The following is a 19,910-nucleotide window of genomic DNA, read 5'->3' on the forward strand; positions in this document are numbered from 1 at the left end:
TCACAGCACGCGCTCCTCGAGCATCCGCTTCACGGTCGCGGCGTCGGCCTTGCCGCGCGTGGCCTTCATGACCGCGCCGACCAGTGCGCCCAGGGCCTGCACCTTGCCGCCCTGCACCTTGGCGACGACGTCGGGCGCCCCGGCGATCGCGGCCTCCACGGCGGCGACCAGCTCGTCGGACTCCCCCATCACCGCCAGACCGCGGGCCTCGACGACCTGCGCCGGGTCGCCCTCACCGGCCAGCACACCGTCGAGCGCCTGCCGGGCCAGCTGGTCGTTGACGGTGCCCGCGGCGACCAGACCGGTGAGCTCGGCGACCTGCCGCGGGGTGACGGCGAGCTCGGTGAGCTCGACCCCGGCGTCGTTGGCACGCCGGGCCAGCTCGCCCAGCCACCACTTGCGCGCGTCGGCCGGCGTGGCACCGGCAGCGACGGTCGCGTCGACCAGGCCGAGGGCGCCGGCGTTGACCAGCCAGGCCATCTCGGTGGCCGACAGACCCCACTCCTCCTGCAGCCGCGCGCGGCGTGCCGCGGGCAGCTCCGGCAGCTCGGCGGCGAGCTTCTCGACCCACTCGGCGTCCGGCGCGACCGGCACGAGGTCCGGCTCGGGGAAGTACCGGTAGTCGGTCGCCTCCTCCTTGCTCCGGCCCGGCGAGGTGCTGCCGGTGTCCTCGTGGAAGTGGCGGGTCTCCTGCAGCACCCGGCCGCCGGCGTCGAGGACGGCGGCCTGGCGGCGCATCTCGTACCGGACCGCCCGCTCGACGCTGCGCAGTGAGTTGACGTTCTTGGTCTCGGTGCGGGTGCCCCACTCGAGGCTGCCGATCGGGGCCAGGGAGGTGTTCACGTCGCAGCGCAGGCTGCCCTGCTCCATCCGGACGTCGGAGGCGCCGAGGGTCTGGATGATGTCGCGCAGCTCCGCGACGTAGGCGCGGGCGACCTCGGGGGCCTTGGCGCCGGTGCCCGGGATGGGCCGGGTGACGATCTCGACCAGCGGGATGCCCGCGCGGTTGAAGTCGACCAGCGAGTGCGAGGCGCCGTGGATGCGCCCGGTGGACCCGCCGACGTGCAGGTTCTTGCCGGTGTCCTCCTCCAGGTGCACCCGCTCGATCTCGACGCGGTAGGTCTGGCCGTCCACCTCGACGTCGAGGTGCCCGGCGGTGCACAGCGGCTCGTCGTACTGGCTGGTCTGGAAGCCCTTGGGGATGTCCGGGTAGAAGTAGTTCTTCCGGGCGAAGCGGCACCAGGAGGCGATCCGGCAGCCCAGTGCCAGGCCGATGCGGATGGTCGCCTCGATGGCGGCGGCGTTGGCCACCGGCAGCGAGCCGGGCAGGCCCAGGCACACCGGGCAGGTCTGCGTGTTGGGCTCGGCGCCGAAGGTGGTCGCGCAGCCGCAGAACATCTTCGACGCGGTGCCGAGCTCGACGTGGGTCTCCAGGCCGATCACCGGCTCGTAGCGGGTGAGGAGCTCGTCGTAGTCGACCAGGCGGTCCGTGCCGTGGGAGGTCGGGGCCTGCGTGGTGGTCATGAGTGGTTGCTCTCCTTCGGGCCGGCACTGCGGCCGCTGAGCCACGCCCCGACGGCGGTGAGCACGCCCAGGACGATGAAGACGGCGAAGAACACCTCGCCGGTGGCGATCCAGCCGATCAGCCCCACGAGGACGACGAACGCGGTGAGGCCCCAGGCGGCCTTGAGTGCCCCGTTCACGCCGCCGCTCCCCGCCTCGCCAGCTCGTCGAGCAGCCGCGAGCCGCGGGCGGCGTCCAGCGCCGCCTCGACCGCGGCGCCGACCCGGTAGCAGCGGTCGTCGGCCAGCGCCGGGGCCATGACCTGGAAGCCGACCGGCAGCTCCTCCGACAGCCCGCACGGCACCGAGATGGCCGGCAGCCCGGCGAGGCTGGCCGGGAGGGTGCACAGGTCGGCGGCGTACATGGCCAGCGGGTCGTCGACGCGCGCGCCGATGGGCCAGGCGACCGTGGGGCTGGTCGGGCTGACCAGCACGTCGACGTCGCCGAACGCGGCGGTGAAGTCGCGGGTGATCAGCGTGCGGACCTTCTGCGCCTGCCCGTAGTAGGCGTCGTAGTAGCCGGCGGACAGGGCGTAGGTGCCCAGCACGATCCGCCGCTTCACCTCGGGGCCGAAGCCCTGCTCCCGGGTCAGCGACATGACCTCCTCGAGGGAGTGGCTGCCGTCGTCCCCCGCCCGCAGGCCGAAGCGCATGCCCTCGAAGCGGGCCAGGTTGGACGACGCCTCGCTCGGCGCGATCAGGTAGTAGGCGGGCAGCGCCAGGTCGAACGCCGGGCAGGACACCTCGCGCACCTCGGCGCCCATGCCCGCCAGCAGCTCGACGGTCTCCCGCACCCGGTCCAGGACGCCGGCGTCGTAGCCGTCGGTGTGCCCGTCGCCGCCCAGCTCGCGGACGACGCCGACGCGCAGGCCGGCCAGCTCGCCGCGCGCCCCCTCCTGCGCGGCCCGGACCAGCGCGGGGACGGGGGCGTCGATGCTCGTCGAGTCGCGGGGGTCGTGCCCGCCGATGACCTCGTGCAGGGTCGCGGCGTCGAGCACGGTGCGCGCCATCGGGCCGGCCTGGTCGAGGCTCGAGGAGAACGCGATCAGCCCGTACCGGGACACCGAGCCGTAGGTGGGCTTGTGCCCGACCAGGCCGGTCATCGCGGCCGGCTGGCGGATCGAGCCGCCGGTGTCGGTGCCGAGGGCCCACGGGGCCAGCCCGCCGGCGACCGCGGTCGACGACCCGCCGGAGGAGCCACCGGGGATCCGGTCGGTGTCCCAGGGGTTCCGCGTCGGGCGGTAGGCGGAGTTCTCGGTGGAGGAGCCCATCGCGAACTCGTCCATGTTGGTCTTGCCCAGCAGCACCGTGCCGGCGGCCTTGAGCCGGGCGGCCACGGTCGCGTCGTACGGCGGCCGCCAGCCCTCGAGGATCTTCGAGCCGCTGGTCGTGGGCACGCCCTCGGTGACGAAGACGTCCTTGAGCGCGATCGGCAGGCCGGCCAGCGGGCCGAGCTCCTCGCCGGCGGCGCGGGCGGCGTCGACCTCGCCGGCGCGGGCCAGCGCGGCCTCGGCGTCGACGTGCAGGTAGGCGCCGAGGACGTCGTCCTGCGCGGCGATCCGGTCGAGGTAGGCCTGGGTGAGCTCCACGGAGGTGGTCTCGCCGGCGGCCAGCCGTCGGCCGAGCTCGGCGGCGTCCAGCGTCGTGAGGTCGTTCGTCATGGGGGTGCTCACTCCTCCTCTCCGAGGATCTGCGGCACGCGGAAGCGGTCGTCCTCGGCCGCCGGCGCCTGCGCGAGGACGACGTCGCGCGGCAGGCTCGGGGTGACGACGTCCTCGCGGGTGACGTTGGTCAGCGGCACCGCGTGGGTCATCGGGGGGACGTCGCTGACGTCGGCCTTCCCGACCTCCGCGACCGCGTCCAGCACCGCGGACAGCTGCCCGGCGAAGTGCTCGAGCTCCTCCTCTGTGAGGGCCAGCCGGGCCAGCCGGGCCAGGTGCGCGACGTCATCACGCCCGAGTCCGGCGGTGTCCTCACGCCCGGGTCCGGCGGTGTCCTCACGCCCGGGTCCGGCGGTGTCCTCACGCCCGGGTCCGGCGGTGTCCTCACGCCCGGGTCCGGCGGTGTCCTCACGCCCGGGTCCGGCGGTGTCCTCACGCCCGGGTCCGGCGGTGTCCTCACGCCCGGGTCCGGCGGTGTCCTCACGCCCGGGTCCGGCGGTGTCCTCACGCCCGGGTCCGGCGGTGTCCTCACGCCCGGGTCCGGCGGTGTCCTCGCGGCCGAGCGCGGCGGACGCCTGCGACTCGGCCGTCTCCTGCGGGGAGGGGGTGCTCATGCTGGGGCGGGACTCTCCTCGGTCGGCGCTCGACGGGCGCTCGTCACCACGTTCGGAACCCCGCCACTGTACGTGCCGGGCCGCTCGCGCCGGTCGGCCGGAGGCGGTCTGCGCGAGGTCGCTCGACCGGCAGCCGGTAGATGGGGGAAGCTGTCGCCGCCCACGATCGACGGAGATCGGCCGACCCCTCGAACACGGAGGAACCGTGTCCTATCTCCTGCGGCTGGTCGTGCCCGACCGTCCCGGCATCCTCGGCGCCGTGGCCACGGCGCTCGGCGAGGCCGGCATAGACATCGTCTCCGTGGACGTGCTCGAGCGCGGCGGGGACGTCGCGGTCGACGACATCGTCGTGGACCTGCCCGCCGACCGGCTGCCCGACAGCCTGATCACCGCCGCGCAGCGCGTGCCGGGCGTGCAGGTCGAGGCGTTGCGCCCCTTCGCGGGGCCGCTCGACACCCACCGCGAGCTGGAGCTCCTGGAGGCGCTGTCCCGGGCGGCTACGCCTGGCCCACCCACCCTCGCCATCAAGCTGCTGGCCGCCGAGCTGCCGCGGGTGTTCCACAGCGGCTGGGCCGTCGTCCTCTCCGGGGACGGCGACGGCCCGTGCGAGGTGCTGGCCGCCTCCGACGCCGCGCCGACCTTCGACGGGATGACCGTGCCCTGGCTGCCGCTGTCGAGCGCGCGGCTGCTGCCCAGCGAGGCCGACTGGCTGCCGGAGCGCTGGCGGGAGATGGCCATCGAGATGATGGCCACCCCGTTCGGCGGCCCGGGGACGGCGGTGGTCATCGGCCGCTCCGGCGGGCCGGCGTTCCGCCGCTCGGAGCTGCTGCGGCTGGTCCACCTCGCCGGCATCGCGGCCAGCGTCGCCCACCTGCCCCCGGCCTGAGGAAGGACCCCGCTGCCCCCACCGCTCGCTGCGCGCCGGCCTGCGGGCCCGGGTGCGAGAAGCGCTGCCGGCCCACCTCGACCGGCTCGGCTGGGACCGCGCCCGGGTCGAGGCCCACCAGCAGCGGCGGCTGCGAGCGCTGCTGGCCCATGCCCGGGCGCACTCGCGGTTCCACGCCGGCCGGCTGGACGGGGTGGACGTCGACCGGTTCACCCTGGCCGGCCTGCCGACCATGACCAAGGCGCAGGCGATGACGGCGTTCGACGACCTGGTCACCGACCCCCGGCTGAGCCGGGACCGGGTGGAGGAACACCTGGCCGCGACCGGGACGGAGGCAGAGCTGCTGCTCGGCGAGTACATGGTGCTCGCCTCGGGCGGCAGCTCCGGGCACCGGGGTGTCTTCGTCTACGACGCCGCCGCGGCGGTGGACTACCTGCTCGGGCTGACCCGGGCGGGCCTGGGACGGCTCCTCCCCGGGCCGGTCCCGCCCGGTGGGATGCCCATGGCGATGGTCGCGGCCGGCCGCGCGGTGCACGCCACCCGGACGCTGCCGTCGCTGTTCTCCGGGGACCTGCTCGCCGTGACCTCGGTCCCGGTGACCCAGCCGGTCCCGGCCATCGTCGAGCGGCTCAACGCCCTGCAGCCGCCGTTGCTGCAGGGCTACCCGTCCATCCTGTCCGTGCTCGCCGCCGAGCAGGACGCCGGACGGCTGCACATCGCACCCCGGTGGTCACGGGCAGCAGCGAGCAGTTCCCGGCCGAGACGCGGGCGCGGGTCGAGGCGGCGTTCGGCGTCGCCGTCGTGGACCAGTTCGGCTCCAGCGAGGGTGTGCTGGGCGTCAGCGCCCCGGGCGAGGCGGTGATCGAGCTGGCCAGCGACCTGGCCGTCGTCGAGCCGGTCGACGCGGAGGGCCGCCCGGTGCCGCCCGGCACCCCGTCGGCCAGGGTGCTGGTCACCAACCTGATGAACCGCACCCAGCCGCTGATCCGCTACGAATTCGACGACCGGTTCGTCGTCCAGCCGGACGCCGGGGGCCGGGGGCACCTGCGGGTCACCGTGGAGGGCCGTGCGGACGACGTCCCGCGCTTCCCGGGGGTCACCCTGCACGCTCTGACGCTGCGCTCGGCCCTCGTCGCGACGCCGGAGGTCGTCGAGTACCAGGTCCGGCAGACCTCGCGCGGTGTCCACGCCGCCGTCGTCGCCGCTGGCGCCCTGGACCGAGACGGCCTCGCCGACCGGCTGCGCGCCGCCCTCGCCGGCGCCGGGCTGCGCGACCCGGTCGTCACCGTGGAGACGGTGCCCGCCATCCCCGTCGATGCCCGCACCGGCAAGGCCAAGCGCTTCGTGCCCCTCGATCCGGTGAGGACCCGGTGAGGACCCGCTGAGCAACGCGGCACGGCGCACGACCGGAGTCGGCACCGGCGGTGTGCCGTGCCGGTCACGACGCCGGGGGCGCGCCGGCCGGCGGGCGGGACTCACTCCCCCGGCGGCTCGCCGCCGTCGCCGATCGTCGCCAGCGCGCGGGCTGCGTCGGGCCCCTCCTCGAGCAGCACCCGGAAGCCGTCGTCGTCCAGGATCGGCACCTTGGCCTGCACCGCCTTGTCGTACTTGCTGCCCGGGTCGGCGCCGACGACGACGAAGCCGGTCTTCCTGCTCACCGAGCCGGTCACCTTGCCGCCCCGCTCCTGGATCGCGGCGATCGCCTGGTCGCGGCTGAAGTCGCGCAGCGAGCCGGTGACGACGACGGTGACGCCGGTGAGCGGTCCGGGCCCGGCGTCCTCACCGTCGTCGGCCATCCGCACGCCGGCGGCCCGCCACTTCTCGACCACCTCGCGGTGCCAGTCGACGGTGAACCAGTCCTTGACCGAACGGGCGATGGTGGGCCCCACGCCGTCGGCGGCGGCAAGCTCCTCCTCGGAGGCCTCCGCGATCCGGTCCAGCGAGCGGAAGTCGCGGGCCAGGGCCTGCGCCGCCGTCGGGCCGACGTGCCGGATGGAGAGCGCGACCAGCACCCGCCACAGCGGCACGTCCTTGCGGGTCTGCAGGTTGGCCAGCAGCTTCTGCCCGTTGGCGGACAGGGCGCCGTCCTTCCTGGTGAAGAACGCGGTGCGGCACAGCGCCGCCTCGTCGAGGAAGAACAGGTCGCCCTCGTCCTGGAGCAGCCCGCTCTGCAGCAGGGCGATCGCCGCCTCGTAGCCGAGGTTCTCGATGTCGAAGGCACCGCGACCGGCCACGTGGAAGACCCGCTCCCGCAGCTGCGCGGGACAGGACCGGGCGTTCGGACAGCGGATGTCGGCGTCGCCCTCCTTCTCCGGCCGCAGCTCCGTGCCGCACTCCGGGCAGTGCGTCGGCATCTCGAACTCGCGCTCGTCGCCGGTGCGCGCGGCGACCACGGGGCCGAGCACCTCGGGGATCACGTCGCCGGCCTTACGGATGACGACGGTGTCGCCGATCAGCACGCCCTTGCGCTTCACCTCGCCGGCGTTGTGCAGGGTCGCCAGCTGCACCGTCGAGCCGGCGACCTTCACCGGCTCCATGTACGCGAACGGCGTCACCCGCCCGGTGCGTCCCACGTTGACCCGGATGTCGAGCAGCTTGGTGGTGGCCTCCTCCGGCGGGTACTTGAACGCGATCGCCCAGCGCGGCGCCCGCGAGGTCGAGCCCAGCCGCCGCTGCAGGGCCACCTGGTCGACCTTGACCACGACGCCGTCGATCTCGTGCTCCACCGAGTGCCGCTGCTCGCGGTAGCGCTCGATGTAGGCCCACACGCCCTCGAGGTCGTCGACCACCGCGAACCGGTCGCTCACCGGCAGGCCCAGCTCGCGCAGCCGCGTGTAGGCCTCCGACTGCCGCTCGGGCGAGATCCCCTCGCGGGCGCCGAGGCCGTGCACGACCAGGCGCAGCGGCCGGGAGGCGGTGACCCGCGGGTCCTTCTGGCGCAGCGAGCCCGCGGCCGCGTTGCGCGGGTTGGCGAACGGCGCCTTGCCCTGCTCCACCATGCCGGCGTTGACGTCGGCGAAGGCGGCGACCGGGAAGTAGATCTCGCCGCGCACCTCGAGCAGCGGCGGGACAGCGCCGTCGTGGGGGTCGCCCGTGAGCTGCTGCGGCACGTCGTCCATCGTGCGCACGTTGGCGGTGACGTCCTCCCCCGTGACGCCGTCCCCCCGGGTGGCCGCGCGCACCAGGCGGCCGCGCTCGTAGACCAGGTCGACCGCGACGCCGTCGACCTTCAGCTCGCAGAGGTAGACCGCCGCGGAGCCCACCTCGCGCTCCACCCGGGCGGCCCAGGCGGACAGCTCGTCACCGGAGAACGCGTTGTCCAGGCTCTGCATCCGCTCCAGGTGCCGCACCGGGGCGAACGTGGCGGTGAAGCCGCCGTTGACCTTCTGGCTCGGCGAGTCAGGCGTGACCAGGGCCGGGTGGGCGCCCTCGATCGCCTTGAGCTCGCCCATCAGCTCGTCGTACTGGCCGTCGCTGACCAGTGGCGCGTCCTGCACGTAGTAGGCGAACGCGTAGCGGTCGAGCTCCTCGGACAGGTCGCGGTGCCGGGTCCGCGCCTCGTCGGGGACCTCGGTGACGTCCTCCCGCTCGGCAGCGGCCTCCACCCGCGGGGCGTCGGCCGGCGACTGGTCCAGGTCGGCGTCGGTGGTCACGCCGGAACGGTATCCGGCCGGTACGACGGCGAACCCGCGGTCACCCGGCCGTGTACGTCACTCGGGCAGGAGGTACCGCGCCGCCTCGCGCACGTGGGTCATGGCCCGGCGGGCGTAGCCGGGCGTCGCCCCGGCCAGCCCGCACGACGGGGTGAGCGTGACCGCCTCGTGCAGCTGCTCGGCGGGGAAGCCGAGCTCCCGCCACCAGGCCCGCAGCCGGGACGCCGTCGCCTTCGGCGCGGGCAGCGGGGCGTCGGTGCCCGGGACGACCCCGGGGAACAGGTGGGTGCCGGCGTCCACGGCGGTGCCGAGCGCGTCGAGGTCCTGCACCAGGCCGAGGTCGAAGGACACCGCGCCCGCCCCGGCGGAGCGGAACAGCCCCAGTGGCGCCCGGTCGGCGCAGCAGTGCACCACCACCGGCCCGGGCAGCGCGCCGACGACGGCGGCGAGCTCCTGCTCGACCACGGGCGCCTCGACGGCCGGCAGCCTCCCGAACCCGCTCGCGGTCGGCAGCGCCCCGGCGAGGACGGCGGGCAGCGAGGGCTCGTCCAGCTGCACGACCACCCGCGCTCCGGGCACCCGCGCGGACACGGCGGCGACGTGGGCGGCGAGGCCCTCGGTGAGCGACTGGGCGAGGTCCCGTCGCGCACCCGCGTCGACGACGGCGCGATCGCCGCGCGTGCGCTCCAGGCCGGAGGCCAGCGTCCACGGCCCCGCGGCCTGGACCTTGAACGGTCCGGTGTAGCCCTCGGCGACGCCGTGGAGGGCGTCGAGGTCGCGGGCCAGGAGCTCCTCGGCGCGGCGCTGGTCGATCCCGGGCCGGGGCACCAGCCGCCAGCCGGCCGGCGTCAGCTCGACGGCGAGGTCGACCAGCAGCGCGGCGCTGCGCCCGACGAGGTCCGCGCCGGGACCGCGGCCGGGCAGCTCGGGCAGGTGCGCGAATTCCGGCAGCTCGCCGGTGACCACGCGCAACGCCTCGGCCGGGTCGGCGCCGGGCAGCGAGCCGACCCCGGTGGCCGGGCCCCACCGTGCTGACGGCGACCCCCCACCGGGGGCCTCCGGTGCGGCCGCCAGGTCGGCGGGGACGTCGGGATCGGTGGGCGAGACGGGGTCAAGCGAGGCCACGGCGGCGACGGTAGTCCGGCCGTCCTCAGGCGGTCGCGAGGACCGTGCCCTGGCCGAGGACCAGGTCGCCGCGCTCGGCGTCGGTTGTGTACAGGACCGCCGACTGCCCGGGCGCCACACCGCGCTGCGCGGAGCCCAGCAGCAGCCGCAGGCCGCCGTCGTCCCCCGCGGTGACCTCGCACGGCACCGGGGTGCCGTGCGCCCGCAGCTGGACCTCCGCGGAGAACGGCAGCGCGGGCGCGGCACCCGTCCAGGTCGGCGCGGAGGTGCGGACCTCGGTCACCCCGGCGAGGTCCGCGGTGCCGATGGTCACCGTGCGGGTCACCGGCTCGATGCCGAGCACGTAGCGCGGCCGCGAGTCGCCGACGGCGACGCCGAGCCCGCGGCGCTGGCCGACGGTAAAGCCGTAGGCACCCGTGTGCTGCCCCACCGTCGCGCCGGTGGCGGCGTCCACGACCGGGCCCGGCTGCTCGCCGAGCCGCCGGGACAGGAAGCCGCGGGTGTCCCCGTCGGGGATGAAGCAGATGTCGTGCGAGTCCGCCTTGGTGGCCACGGCGAACCCGCGCTCGGCGGCGATCTCGCGCACCCGCTGCTTGGTCATCGAGCCGAGCGGGAAGACCGCGCCGGCCAGCTGGTCCGCGGTGAGGACGGCGAGCACGTAGGACTGGTCCTTGGCCGCGTCCACCGACCGCCGCAGCTGCCCACCCTCCAGCCGCGCGTGGTGACCGGTGACGACGGCGTCGAAGCCGAGCGCCTGCGCCCGGTCCAGCACCGCCGAGAACTTGATCTTCTCGTTGCAGCGCAGGCACGGGTTGGGCGTGCGGCCGGCGGCGTACTCGGCGACGAAGTCGTCGACGACGTCCTCGGTGAAGCGCTCGGCGAGGTCCCATACGTAGAACGGGATGCCCAGCTCGTCGGCGACCCTGCGGGCGTCGTGCGCGTCCTCCACGCTGCAGCACCCGCGGGCGCCGCTGCGCAGGGTCTGCCGGTCCGGCGAGAGCGCCAGGTGGACGCCGGTGACGTCGTGCCCGGCGTCGACGGCCAGCGCCGCGGCGACCGCCGAGTCCACGCCCCCGCTCATCGCGGCCAGCACACGCAAGGTCACGACTGCTCCCGTTCGGCTCCGCGGTCGCTCGACAGCACCGGTCGGTTCCGCGACCTCGCTGCGATGCTCACGCCCCGTCGCCTCACCGCCGCCCCAGCCCGGCACGGCGGGCGCGCTCGACCACCGGCCCGATCACGTCGAGGACGGCGTCGACGTCGGCGTCGGTCGACGTGTGCCCGAGGGTGAACCGCAGCGAGCTGCGCGCGCGGTCGGGGTCGGCGCCGGTGGCCAGCAGCACGTGGCTGGGCCGGGCCACGCCGGCGCTGCAGGCCGACCCGGTGGAGCACTCCACGCCGCGGGCGTCGAGCAGCATGAGCAGCGCGTCCCCCTCGGCGCCGGGGAAGGACAGGTGCGCGTTGCCGGGCAGCCGGCCCGGCCCGCCCGCGACCACCCCGTCCAGCGGCGCGCCGTTGAGCTGGGCGTCGGGCACCTGCGCCATCACCCCGGCCACCAGCCGGTCGCGCAGCGCGGACAGCCGCGCGGCGCGGTCCTCCCGCTCGGTGACTGCGATGGTGGTGGCGACCTGCAGCCCGACGATCGCCGCGACGTCGAGGGTGCCGGAGCGCACGTCGCGCTCCTGACCGCCGCCGTGCAGCAGCGGGGTGCAGTCGGCCTCGCGGCGCAGCAGCAGGACGCCGGCGCCCATCGGCCCGCCGAGCTTGTGCCCGGTCATGGTGAGCGCGTCGACGCCGCTGGCGGCGAAGTCGACCGGTACCTGCCCGACCGCCTGGACGGCGTCGGTGTGCAGCGGGACGTCGACGGCGTGCGCGACGTCGGCGAGCGCGGCCAGGTCGCTGACCGTGCCGATCTCGTTGTTGGCCCACATGACGCTGGCCAGGGCGACGTCCTCCCCGGTGCCCAGCGCCGCGCGCAACGCCCCGGGGGTGATCCGCCCGGTCGGCTCGACGGGCAGCCAGGTGACGTCGGCGCCGTCGTGCTTGGCCAGCCACTCGACGCTGTCGAGCACCGCGTGGTGCTCGGCGGGGCTGACCACGATGCGCCGGCGGCGGGAGTCGGCGGCGCGCCGGGCCCAGAACAGGCCCTTGACGGCGAGGTTGTCGCTCTCGGTGCCCCCGCCGGTGAACAGCACCTCCGACGGGCGGGCGCCCAGCGCCTCGGCCAGCCGTTCGCGGGACTGCTCGGCGACCCGGCGGGCGGCCCGGCCGCTGGCGTGCAGCGAGGAGGCGTTGCCCACCCGGCCCAGCTGCCCGGTCATCGCGGCCAGCACCTCGGGCAGCAGCGGCGTGGTGGCCGCGTGGTCCAGGTAGACCGCCTGCGAGCTGCTCATGACGCCGCCAGGGTAGTCCCGGCGTCCGGGACCGCCTCCCGCGGCGGAGCAGCCGCCCGCCCGGCCAGCCGGGCACCGACCAGCGCGAGGGCGGTGCAGACGGCGATCGACGCCGCCACCGCCACGGGCAGGACCAGCAGCCCCTCCGTGGCCGCCGCGACGAGGACGCCGGCCAGCCCGATGCACAGGGCCGACATGGTGACGTCGGCGATCTGCAGCGAGGCCGAGTCCGCACCCCGGCGGTGCTCGGGGGACTGCTCCAGCAGCAGGACGCCGACGCTGGGCATGCCGAAGCCCATGCCCAGGCCCGCGACCGCCCAGGTCAGGTAGGCCGGCCAGCCGCCCAGCGCGGGGGCCGCTGCCAGCACGGTCGCGGCCAGGCCCGTGGCGAGCAGCACGAAACCGAGACGGAGCAGCCGCTCCCGCGGCACCCGGGGGAAGCGGCCCTGCAGCTGGGAGGCCAGCGCCCAGCCGACCGCGCCGGCGGTCAGTGGCAGGCCGGCAGCGGTCGGGCTGTAGCCGTGGACGCTGGTCAGCAGCAGCGGGATCAGCGCGTCCATCCCGAAGAAGGCGCCGGCCAGGAGCCCACGGGAGGCGACGACCGCCGGCAGGCCCCGCGCCACGCGGACGGTCCCGCGCGGCAGCAGCGGCCGCAGGCCGGCCACCAGGGCAGCGGCGCCCACCACGGCGACGGGCACCGCCAGCAGGTCCAGGCGCTGGCCGGCGTACTGCAGCGCCGCGATCCCGAGACCGGCGACCACCGCCCACCACCGCCGTCCCCTCGCCGCGGGCGCCGGGGAGTCCGGCGCGGTCAGCGATCGGCCGGCCGAGAGCACCAGGGCGGCGCCGAGGACGATCAGCGGCAGCAGCCCGAGGAAGACCAGCCGCCAGCTGGCGTGCGTGGTGACCAGGCCGGCCACGACCGGCCCCACCAGGGCGGGCAGCACCCAGGCCGCGGAGATCGCGCCGAACAGGCGGGGCCGCAGCGACGGCGCGTAGGCCTGTCCGGCGATGACGTACAGCAGGACCACCATGACGCCGGCGCCGAGCCCCTGCAGGGCGCGTCCGGCGACGAAGACCGCCATCCCGCCGGCCAGCCCGGCGACCAGCAGCCCCGCCGCGAAGGCCGCGACGCCCCAGGGCAGGGCGACCCGGGGACCGCGGCGGTCACCGGCGTCCCCGCCGACGACCATGCCGACGACCGACGCCACGAGGAAGGCGCTGAACGGCCAGCCGTACCAGGCCAGCCCGTCGAGCTCGACGACCGCGGTCGGCATCGCCGTCCCGACGGCCATGGCCTCGAACGCCACGAAGGTGACGAGCATGAGCAGGCCGGCGGTCGTCCGCCGGTGCGCCTGGTCGAGGATCCCCGGCACCGCGCTCCCGTCCACTCCTCCGCCAACCCGCTCGGCGCCCGAGCCCTTCCCGGCCGACACACGCGTCGAGCGCCGGCCCCCGAGGGGACCGGCGCTCGACGCCGTGACGTGCCGGAACGGCCCCGTCCCGAGGCTCGCCGCGAGCTCGCGAGCGGTGAGGAGGACGGGGTCCCTCACTTGCGGGCGGTGATGGCCTCCGTGGCCTGCGGGACGACGGTGTTCAGGTCGCCCACGACACCGAAGTCGGCCAGCTCGAAGATCGGCGCCTCGGGGTCCTTGTTGACCGCGACGATCGTCTTCGAGGTCTGCATGCCGGCCCGGTGCTGGATGGCCCCGGAGATGCCGACCGCGATGTAGAGCTGCGGCGAGACGGTCTTGCCGGTCTGCCCCACCTGGAAGGTGTGCGGGTAGTAGCCGGAGTCCACCGCGGCCCGCGAGGCGCCGACCGCTGCACCCAGGGAGTCGGCCAGGGCCTCGATGATGGAGAAGTTCTCCGCGGAGGCGACGCCACGGCCGCCGGAGACGACGATCGAGGCCTCGGTCAGCTCCGGGCGGGAGGACTTCTGCTCCACGACCCGGTCGACGACGCGGGTGGCCTTGGCGGCGTCGGAGAGCTGCACCGCCACCTGCTCCTCCTCCGCCGCGCCGGGGGCCGGCTCGGGGGTGACCGAGTTGCCGCGCACCGTGTAGATGGGCGTGCCGACGGTGACCTTGGAGTGCACGACCGTCGCCCCGGCGAAGGCGACCTGGGTCGCGGTGCCGTCGGGGGCGATCTCGGTGACGTCGGTGAGGAAGCCGCTGCCGGTCTTGATGGCCAGCCGGCCCGCGATCTCCTTGCCCTCCGGCGAGGACGGGATGACGACCGCGGCCGGCGACTTCTCGGCCACCAGCTGCGCCAGCACCTCGGCCTTGGGGGCCACCAGGAACTGGTCGACCTCCTCGGACTCGGCGACGTAGACCTTCTGCGCGCCGTACTCGGCCAGCTGCGCCTTGGCGGCGGCGGCCGAGCCGGGGCCGCCGACGACGACCGCGGCGGGCTCGCCGAGCGCACGGGCGGCGGTCAGCGCCTCCAACGTGGTCTTGCGGACGCCCTCACCGGCCGGGTTCAGCTCGACGAGGACCAGGACCTCAGCCATGGGAATTCCTTCTCTCCTTCGAATCGGTCCGGGTCAGACGATCTTCTGGGCGGCCAGGAAGTCGACCAGCTGCTGTGCGCCGTCGCCCTCGTCGTTGACCTTGACACCGGCCCCCTTCGGCGGGCGGCCGGCGAAGTCGAGCACCTGGCTGGTCGCCGTGGCCAGACCGACGGTGGACGGGTCGATGCCGAGGTCGGCCAGCGACTTCTTCTCCACCGGCTTCTTCTTGGCGGCCATGATCCCCTTGAAGGAGGGGTAGCGCGGCTCGTTGATGGTGTCCCAGGTCGACACGATCGCCGGCAGCGGCGCCTCGAGCGCCCAGTAGCCGCCGTCGGTCTGCCGCTCCACGCGGGCCACGCCGCCCTCGACGGTGAGCTTGCGGGCCCCCGACAGCTGCGGGATGCCCAGCCGCTCGGCCAGCAGCGCCGGCATCACCGACAGCTGGCCGTCGGTGGACTCGGCACCGCACAGCACGATGTCGTAGGACATCTGCTGCAGCGCCGCGGCCAGGATGGCCGACGTCTGCGGGGCGCAGGCGCCGTGGATGGCGTCGTCCACCACGTGGACGGCCTTGTCCGCCCCCATCGACAGGGCCTTGCGGATCGCGTCGGCTGCCGAGTCCGGGCCGACGGTGAGGACGGTGACCTCGCCGCCGTGGGCCGCCTTGAGCTGGAGGGCCTCCTCGATGGCGTACTCGTCGATCTCGTTGACGACGTTGTCCGCGCTCCCCCGGGCGACGGTGTTGTCCGCCGGGTCCAGGTTGCGCTCGCTCCCGGAATCGGGCACCTGCTTGACCAGAACGACGATGTCCATCGTCAACCCACCTCCGCGCGGTTAGGGGCGCGGGCCACCGCCCGCCTGCTCCGATGGTCGAGGTTACCGCCGGGTAACGGGGCTCCCGCCGGGGGTCGGGGTGACCTGGGTCACCCGGCCCCCCGCCGCTTTCAGCGCCCGGCGAAGGTGGCCTTGCCCGGCCCGCTCTCCAGGAACGAGCGCATGCCGGTCTTCTGGTCCTCGGTGTCGAACAGCTCGGCGAACAGCCGGCTCTCCAGGACCAGACCGTCGCGCAGCGGCCGGTCGAGGCCCTCGTCGATCGCCTTCTTGGCGGCGGCCAGCGCCAGCGGTGGACCGGCGGCGAACTTGCGTGCCATGGCGACGGCGGTGTCGTACACCTCGGCGTCCGGGACGACGGCGTCGGCCAGCCCGATCTCCAGGGCCTCCTCCGCGCCGACGTGCCGGCCGGTGAAGACCAGGTCCTTGGCCTTGGCCGGGCCGACCAGGCGGGCCAGCCGCTGGGTGCCCCCCGCCCCGGGGATGACGCCGAGCAGGATCTCCGGCTGGCCGACCTTCGCGCTCGCCCCCATGACCCGGAAGTCGGCACAGAGGGCCAGCTCGTAGCCGCCGCCGAGCGCGTAGCCGGTGATGGCGGCGATGACCGGCTTGGGGATGTCCTGCACCGCGGTGAAGGAGTTCGTCAGCTCCCGACCCCAGGCCACCATGCTGCGGCCGTCGAGCTGCGACATGGCCTTGATGTCGGCGCCGGCGGCGAAGACCCGCTCCCCGCCGTAGACCACGACGGCCCGCACGTCCTCACGCTCGCCGGCCTCCACGGCCGCCGCGCGCACCTCCAGGTGCAGCTGCTCGTCGATGGCGTTCATCTTGGGCCGGTCGAGGCGGATGGTCCCCACCCCGTCGTCGACCTGCAGCGTCACGAATTCGGGCTCTGCCACGGGGACCTCCTGGCGGTGGACGACGTCGTCGTCGGCACCCTAGCCAGCGGCTCGCCGCGGCTGCCGCGGCGGGCGGCTCTGCCGGGCACCACCCCGAGCCCGGTGACGCGACGGAACGGCCACCCTCCAGGGTCCCGCCGGCGCCGCCCGGGTCCCGCCGCAAGCCTGCGAGCGGTGGGGGCAGCGGGGTCCTTCGTCAGAGGACGGGGACCGGCGGCAGGTACTGCAGCCGGCTGTCCTCGAAGATGCGGCGGTCGGGCGCCACGACGAGCTCGGCCGTCCCGCGCGTTGCCTCGAGGGCGTCGACCAGGGCACCGCAGCGCTGCAGCGACGGCACGCGGTAGCCCGGCCCGGTGACCACCCAGACGGCCGACTGCGCGCCGGCCCGCTGCAGCACGTCGGCCGCGACGGCTGCTGACGGCGTGCTGTTCATGCGGGCCTCGTAGTCGGTCCAGTCGACCCGGTCGGCCGGGCGCAGGTCGGGGAAGACGACGAGGTCCAGCCCCCGCTCCGGGGGCACGAGGCGAGCCACCGCGGGCCCGAGCTGGTCCGGGCAGAAGACGACGACGTCGCCGGGGGCCGCGTCGTCCAGGGCCCGGGCCAGCTCCCCCGCCTGGGTTCGGGGCTCCGCCACCTGGGGCAGGGCGGTGGCCAGGCCCAGACCAGCGAGCGCCACCAGCACGGCGGCGCGGACCCCGGTTCCCGGCAGGGCCGCCACGCCCAGGGCGGCGAGGGCGAGGAAGGCGAACACCGCGACGCTGGTGTACCGGTCGTGCACAGCGGTACCCGTCAGCCGGCTGACCTCCCCGGCCACCAGCAGCGTGCCCAGCGACAGGGCGAGCAGCACCACGCGGGAGCGGCGCGGCCGCAGGGACAGCACCACGGTGCGCTCGTCGGGGCGCCGCGTGGCGGCCGCGGCGAACAGGCCGACGGCAGCCAGCAGCAGCAGCACCGTCCCGAGGACGTGGGCGCGCACCTGGCCCCCGCCCTGCCAGGCCTCCAGCGCCAGGGGCAGCGCGGCGTAGCCGGGTGAGGCGGCCCACGGCGTCCCGGTGTGGGCCAGCTGGACGAGGAACGACAGCAGCCAGGGCGCGAACAGCAGTCCGCCGAGGGCCAGCCCGGCGAGCACGCGCAGCGCCGGCCGACGGCGGAACGGCAGCGCTGCGAGCGCGAGCACCCCGGTGACCGCGACGACGTGGAAGCCCCAGACGTGCGTCAGCAGCACGGCACCGACGACCGCGCCGAGGCGGAGGACCGGCCCGGCGCCGGGACGGCGCACCACCGCGGCGCCTGCGGCGACGCCGAGCAGGGTGAGCAGGACCAGGAGCGCGTACATCCGCGTCTCGCTGGCGTAACGGATCAGGAAGGGCGAGGTCGCGAGCAGCACGACGAGCGCGGTTGCCGCGCGGCGGCCGGCCAGCCGGCGGGCGACGTGCCACGCCAGCGGCAGCGTCAGGACGCTGATCACCGCCGACAGGCCGCGCACCGCGGTGGCGCTCGTGCCGAACAGCGCCGTCCAGACGTGCAGGAGGAGGTAGTACAGCGGCGGCGAGCCGTCCTCCTCCAGCGCGTCGAAGAGCTCCGGCAGCGGCAGGCGGGCGATCGCGACGCTCTGCGCCTCGTCGAGCCACAGCTCCGGCGGCGCGATGAAACGGGCGACCACCCCGGCGGCGACCAGGCCGCCGAGGAGGACCGACAGGACGGCGACCGGCCACGGCTGGCCGGAGCGCTCGCCGAGGGGGACCCACAGGCTCGAGCGCCGGGCCGGGCGTACCGGTGCCGGGGCGGCGGGAGCGGCCTGCGTGCCGCCGGGCCTAGGCAGCACGCGTACGGCGGCGGGGCAGCCACGCGGGGGCCCCGGACGCGACGGACCCGGTGGCTCCGGTTCCGACGTCGACGGTGGAGCCGGTACCCGGCAGTGGCCTGCGCACGCGTCCTCCGAAGCTCTCCCGGTGTCCCCGGTCCAAGGGCGTCGAGCCGGTCCCTCCGACACGACGGGACGGCCGTACCCCGGTGCTCCTGGAGCGGAACCCGGGGTCAGCCCGTCGGGGCGGCCGCGCTGCCGCCCCCCGCAGTCTGACCGGACGCCGGGTCTGCGCGCCACAGCACCCCCAGGCCGGACGGCGAGGTCGCCACCTCTGTGTAGTGGGCCGACAGCTCTGCGGTGACCGCGCGGGTGCCCTCGTCCCGTCGCACGTCGACGTCCGCGCGGTCCAGGCCCAGCACCACGACGGCGTCGAGGTCGCCGCGCACCGCGGCCAGGTCGACCACCGGCGGGACCTGATCGAGCCCGCGCATCTGCGGGTCGGCGTCCAGCCGCTGACGCAGGTACGGCGGCCCGTCGAAGCGCACCTGGAAGTAGTCCTGCACCGCCTCGTAGTGGCCGACGTCCACACCCCCGGCGCGGACCGCCAGCCGGCTCGACTCGTGACGCAGCGGGTCCGGCGACCCCCTCGCGGGCCACACCACCGACCGGTCGTACTGCAGGACGGCGATCGTCGAGCCGGGCGGGATCTGCCCGGCCAGCGCGAGCAGCTCGCCCACCTCGTCGGCCGCGGCGAACTGCCCGGGCAGCCGGGCGAACGCGGCGGCCGAGGCGGCGGCGACCAGGAGCACGGTCGCGGCGGCGCCCGCGCGCGGACCCGGGGGGCGGGTGGCCACCCACAGCACCAGCAGCAACGGGGGGAACCACGCCAGCCGGGCGGCGAGGAAGCCGAAGTCCGCGCCCAGGCGGTCCGGTGTCAGCCAGTACACCGCCGTGACGCCTGCGAGCAGCAGGCCGAGCGCCAGCCGCTCCGGCCCCAGCCCGGGGCCACCCGGCCGTGCCCGCCGCAGCGCCGCGACGGCGAGGGCGACGAGCACGACGACGGTGAGCAGCGCCGGCAGCCGTTCCTCGCCCCAGCCGGTGACGAACGGCCGCAGCCCGGTCAGCAGCGCCCCGAGCCGCGCCGCCGACGGCGCGACCTCGCCCTCGGCCGGTGGCCCCTCCCCCGTGGCGAGGTAGCGGGCGGTCAGCACTGCCGACGGCAGGACGGCGAGCACCACCGGGACGGCGTGCCGACCGACGGCGGCGGGCACCGGCCAGCCGCCGCGGACGGCACCGACCGTGCGGACCCCGGCCAGCACCAGCGCGCTGCCCGCCGCGAACACCCACGGCAGGAGGTGTGCGCTCCAGGTCAGCACGAGCAGCCCGGTCAGGCCCGCCACCGCGGGAGCCCGCCACCCGTCGGGGCGGCGCAGCACCACCGCGAGGACCAGCAGTGCCCCGATCACCCCGAGCACGAAGTTGTAGAAGCCGTAGGCCACCAGGTGGCTCCCCGTGAGGGGCAGCGCCGCCGCGGCGAGCCACCAGGCCCGGCGGTCGAGTGCCCGCACCGCGCAGGCCGAGGCGCCGACCAGCCCGAGCACCAGCCCGGCGACGAGCAGCCGCTCCGCGCCGTCCGGTCCCGCCAGGGGCAGCAGCCCGGCCAGCAGCAGCGTGGTCAGCATGTTGGGCACCGGCGTCAGGTCGGTGCGGTAGTGCTCGGCCAGCACGGCACCGGTCGGGCCGTCGTCCCCCGTGTGCAGCAGCACCCAGGCGCCGGCCACGTGCGCCGGGCCGTCCTGGCTGAGCACCGTGGGGAACAGCACCAGCGGCAGCAGTTGGACGACGACCCCGATGGCCAGGGCCCCGCCCGCCACGACCGCCGGCACCGACGGGCGGCCGCGCCGGCGATCCGGGACCGGGGTGCCTGACGGCCCCGTCCCGGGCCCCGCCCCGAACTTGCGAAGGGT

General features: G+C 75.6%; 17 protein-coding genes. 3 read left to right on the plus strand and 14 right to left on the minus strand.

Going from position 1 to position 19,910, the window contains the following annotated elements; all coding sequences use genetic code 11:
• The 4 genes from gatB to gatC are packed head-to-tail and all read right to left on the minus strand — an operon-like array spanning window position 1 to window position 3,837.
• Window positions 1-1,524, minus strand: a complete 1,524-nt coding sequence (gene gatB, locus ACWIX3_RS23770; RefSeq protein WP_448609806.1) for an Asp-tRNA(Asn)/Glu-tRNA(Gln) amidotransferase subunit GatB — start codon at window positions 1,522-1,524, stop codon at window positions 1-3.
• A complete protein-coding gene (locus ACWIX3_RS23775; RefSeq protein WP_448609807.1) occupies window positions 1,521-1,703 on the minus strand; it encodes a hypothetical protein in 183 nt (60 codons plus the stop codon). The genes gatB and ACWIX3_RS23775 overlap by 4 nt, the downstream gene beginning before the upstream one ends.
• Window positions 1,700-3,223: an Asp-tRNA(Asn)/Glu-tRNA(Gln) amidotransferase subunit GatA gene (gene gatA / locus ACWIX3_RS23780; RefSeq protein WP_448609808.1), complete on the minus strand. Its 1,524-nt coding sequence runs from the start codon at window positions 3,221-3,223 to the stop codon at window positions 1,700-1,702. The genes ACWIX3_RS23775 and gatA overlap by 4 nt, the downstream gene beginning before the upstream one ends.
• An 8-nt stretch (window positions 3,224-3,231) precedes the next feature.
• The gene (gatC, locus tag ACWIX3_RS23785; protein ID WP_448609809.1) at window positions 3,232-3,837 is read right to left on the minus strand and encodes an Asp-tRNA(Asn)/Glu-tRNA(Gln) amidotransferase subunit GatC; all 606 of its coding nucleotides are present in this window, start codon (window positions 3,835-3,837) and stop codon (window positions 3,232-3,234) included.
• Window positions 3,838-4,042: 205 nt separating this feature from the next.
• Between gatC and ACWIX3_RS23790 the strand changes: the two genes are divergently transcribed.
• The 3 genes from ACWIX3_RS23790 to ACWIX3_RS23800 are packed head-to-tail and all read left to right on the plus strand — an operon-like array spanning window position 4,043 to window position 6,097.
• Entirely contained in the window at window positions 4,043-4,723 is a 681-nt protein-coding gene (locus ACWIX3_RS23790) for an ACT domain-containing protein (protein ID WP_448609810.1), read from the plus strand.
• 52 nt (window positions 4,724-4,775) lie between these two features.
• The gene (locus ACWIX3_RS23795; RefSeq protein WP_448609811.1) at window positions 4,776-5,585 is read left to right on the plus strand and encodes a hypothetical protein; all 810 of its coding nucleotides are present in this window, start codon (window positions 4,776-4,778) and stop codon (window positions 5,583-5,585) included.
• Entirely contained in the window at window positions 5,525-6,097 is a 573-nt protein-coding gene (locus tag ACWIX3_RS23800; RefSeq protein ID WP_448609812.1) for a hypothetical protein, read from the plus strand. Before ACWIX3_RS23795 ends, ACWIX3_RS23800 begins: the two co-directional genes overlap by 61 nt.
• Before the next feature lie 101 nt (window positions 6,098-6,198).
• Here ACWIX3_RS23800 and ligA read toward each other — a convergent pair whose 3' ends face one another.
• The 10 genes from ligA to ACWIX3_RS23850 all read right to left on the minus strand — a co-directional run bounded on the left by ligA (window position 6,199) and on the right by ACWIX3_RS23850 (window position 19,817).
• Complete coding sequence (ligA, locus tag ACWIX3_RS23805; RefSeq protein WP_448609813.1) at window positions 6,199-8,376, minus strand: NAD-dependent DNA ligase LigA; 2,178 nt, start codon at window positions 8,374-8,376, stop codon at window positions 6,199-6,201.
• Window positions 8,377-8,433: 57 nt separating this feature from the next.
• Window positions 8,434-9,501, minus strand: a complete 1,068-nt coding sequence (locus tag ACWIX3_RS23810; RefSeq protein ID WP_448609814.1) for a methionine synthase — start codon at window positions 9,499-9,501, stop codon at window positions 8,434-8,436.
• A gap of 25 nt (window positions 9,502-9,526) precedes the next feature.
• Window positions 9,527-10,606 carry a tRNA 2-thiouridine(34) synthase MnmA gene (gene mnmA / locus ACWIX3_RS23815; RefSeq protein ID WP_448609815.1) on the minus strand — a complete coding sequence of 360 codons (1,080 nt, stop codon included), beginning with the start codon at window positions 10,604-10,606 and terminating at the stop codon, window positions 9,527-9,529.
• Between the two features lie 82 nt (window positions 10,607-10,688).
• Complete coding sequence (locus tag ACWIX3_RS23820; RefSeq protein ID WP_448609816.1) at window positions 10,689-11,894, minus strand: cysteine desulfurase family protein; 1,206 nt, start codon at window positions 11,892-11,894, stop codon at window positions 10,689-10,691.
• The gene (locus tag ACWIX3_RS23825) at window positions 11,891-13,285 is read right to left on the minus strand and encodes an MFS transporter (protein WP_448609817.1); all 1,395 of its coding nucleotides are present in this window, start codon (window positions 13,283-13,285) and stop codon (window positions 11,891-11,893) included. The genes ACWIX3_RS23820 and ACWIX3_RS23825 overlap by 4 nt, the downstream gene beginning before the upstream one ends.
• Before the next feature lie 158 nt (window positions 13,286-13,443).
• Complete coding sequence (locus ACWIX3_RS23830) at window positions 13,444-14,406, minus strand: electron transfer flavoprotein subunit alpha/FixB family protein (RefSeq protein ID WP_448609818.1); 963 nt, start codon at window positions 14,404-14,406, stop codon at window positions 13,444-13,446.
• A 33-nt stretch (window positions 14,407-14,439) separates the two neighbouring features.
• Window positions 14,440-15,219 carry an electron transfer flavoprotein subunit beta/FixA family protein gene (locus tag ACWIX3_RS23835; RefSeq protein ID WP_448609819.1) on the minus strand — a complete coding sequence of 260 codons (780 nt, stop codon included), beginning with the start codon at window positions 15,217-15,219 and terminating at the stop codon, window positions 14,440-14,442.
• Between the two features lie 131 nt (window positions 15,220-15,350).
• The gene (locus ACWIX3_RS23840; protein ID WP_448609820.1) at window positions 15,351-16,136 is read right to left on the minus strand and encodes an enoyl-CoA hydratase/isomerase family protein; all 786 of its coding nucleotides are present in this window, start codon (window positions 16,134-16,136) and stop codon (window positions 15,351-15,353) included.
• A gap of 196 nt (window positions 16,137-16,332) precedes the next feature.
• Window positions 16,333-17,961: a glycosyltransferase family 39 protein gene (locus ACWIX3_RS23845; protein WP_448609821.1), complete on the minus strand. Its 1,629-nt coding sequence runs from the start codon at window positions 17,959-17,961 to the stop codon at window positions 16,333-16,335.
• Between the two features lie 212 nt (window positions 17,962-18,173).
• Window positions 18,174-19,817, minus strand: coding sequence for a hypothetical protein (locus tag ACWIX3_RS23850; RefSeq protein WP_448609822.1), 1,644 nt, complete (start codon window positions 19,815-19,817; stop codon window positions 18,174-18,176).
• Window positions 19,818-19,910 lie beyond the last annotated feature (93 nt).

The sequence above is a fragment of the Geodermatophilus sp. URMC 60 genome (assembly GCF_053502585.1).

Bases quoted from the DNA above. Each gene is read 5' to 3' on its own strand.
- ACWIX3_RS23830 (WP_448609818.1), bottom strand. From the start codon at position 14,406: ATGGCTGAGGTCCTGGTCCTCGTCGAGCTGAACCCGGCCGGTGAGGGC.
- ACWIX3_RS23820 (WP_448609816.1), bottom strand. From the start codon at position 11,894: ATGAGCAGCTCGCAGGCGGTCTACCTGGACCACGCGGCCACCACGCCG.
- gatA (WP_448609808.1), bottom strand. From the start codon at position 3,223: ATGACGAACGACCTCACGACGCTGGACGCCGCCGAGCTCGGCCGACGG.
- ACWIX3_RS23835 (WP_448609819.1), bottom strand. From the start codon at position 15,219: ATGGACATCGTCGTTCTGGTCAAGCAGGTGCCCGATTCCGGGAGCGAG.
- gatC (WP_448609809.1), bottom strand. From the start codon at position 3,837: ATGAGCACCCCCTCCCCGCAGGAGACGGCCGAGTCGCAGGCGTCCGCC.
- gatB (WP_448609806.1), bottom strand. From the start codon at position 1,524: ATGACCACCACGCAGGCCCCGACCTCCCACGGCACGGACCGCCTGGTC.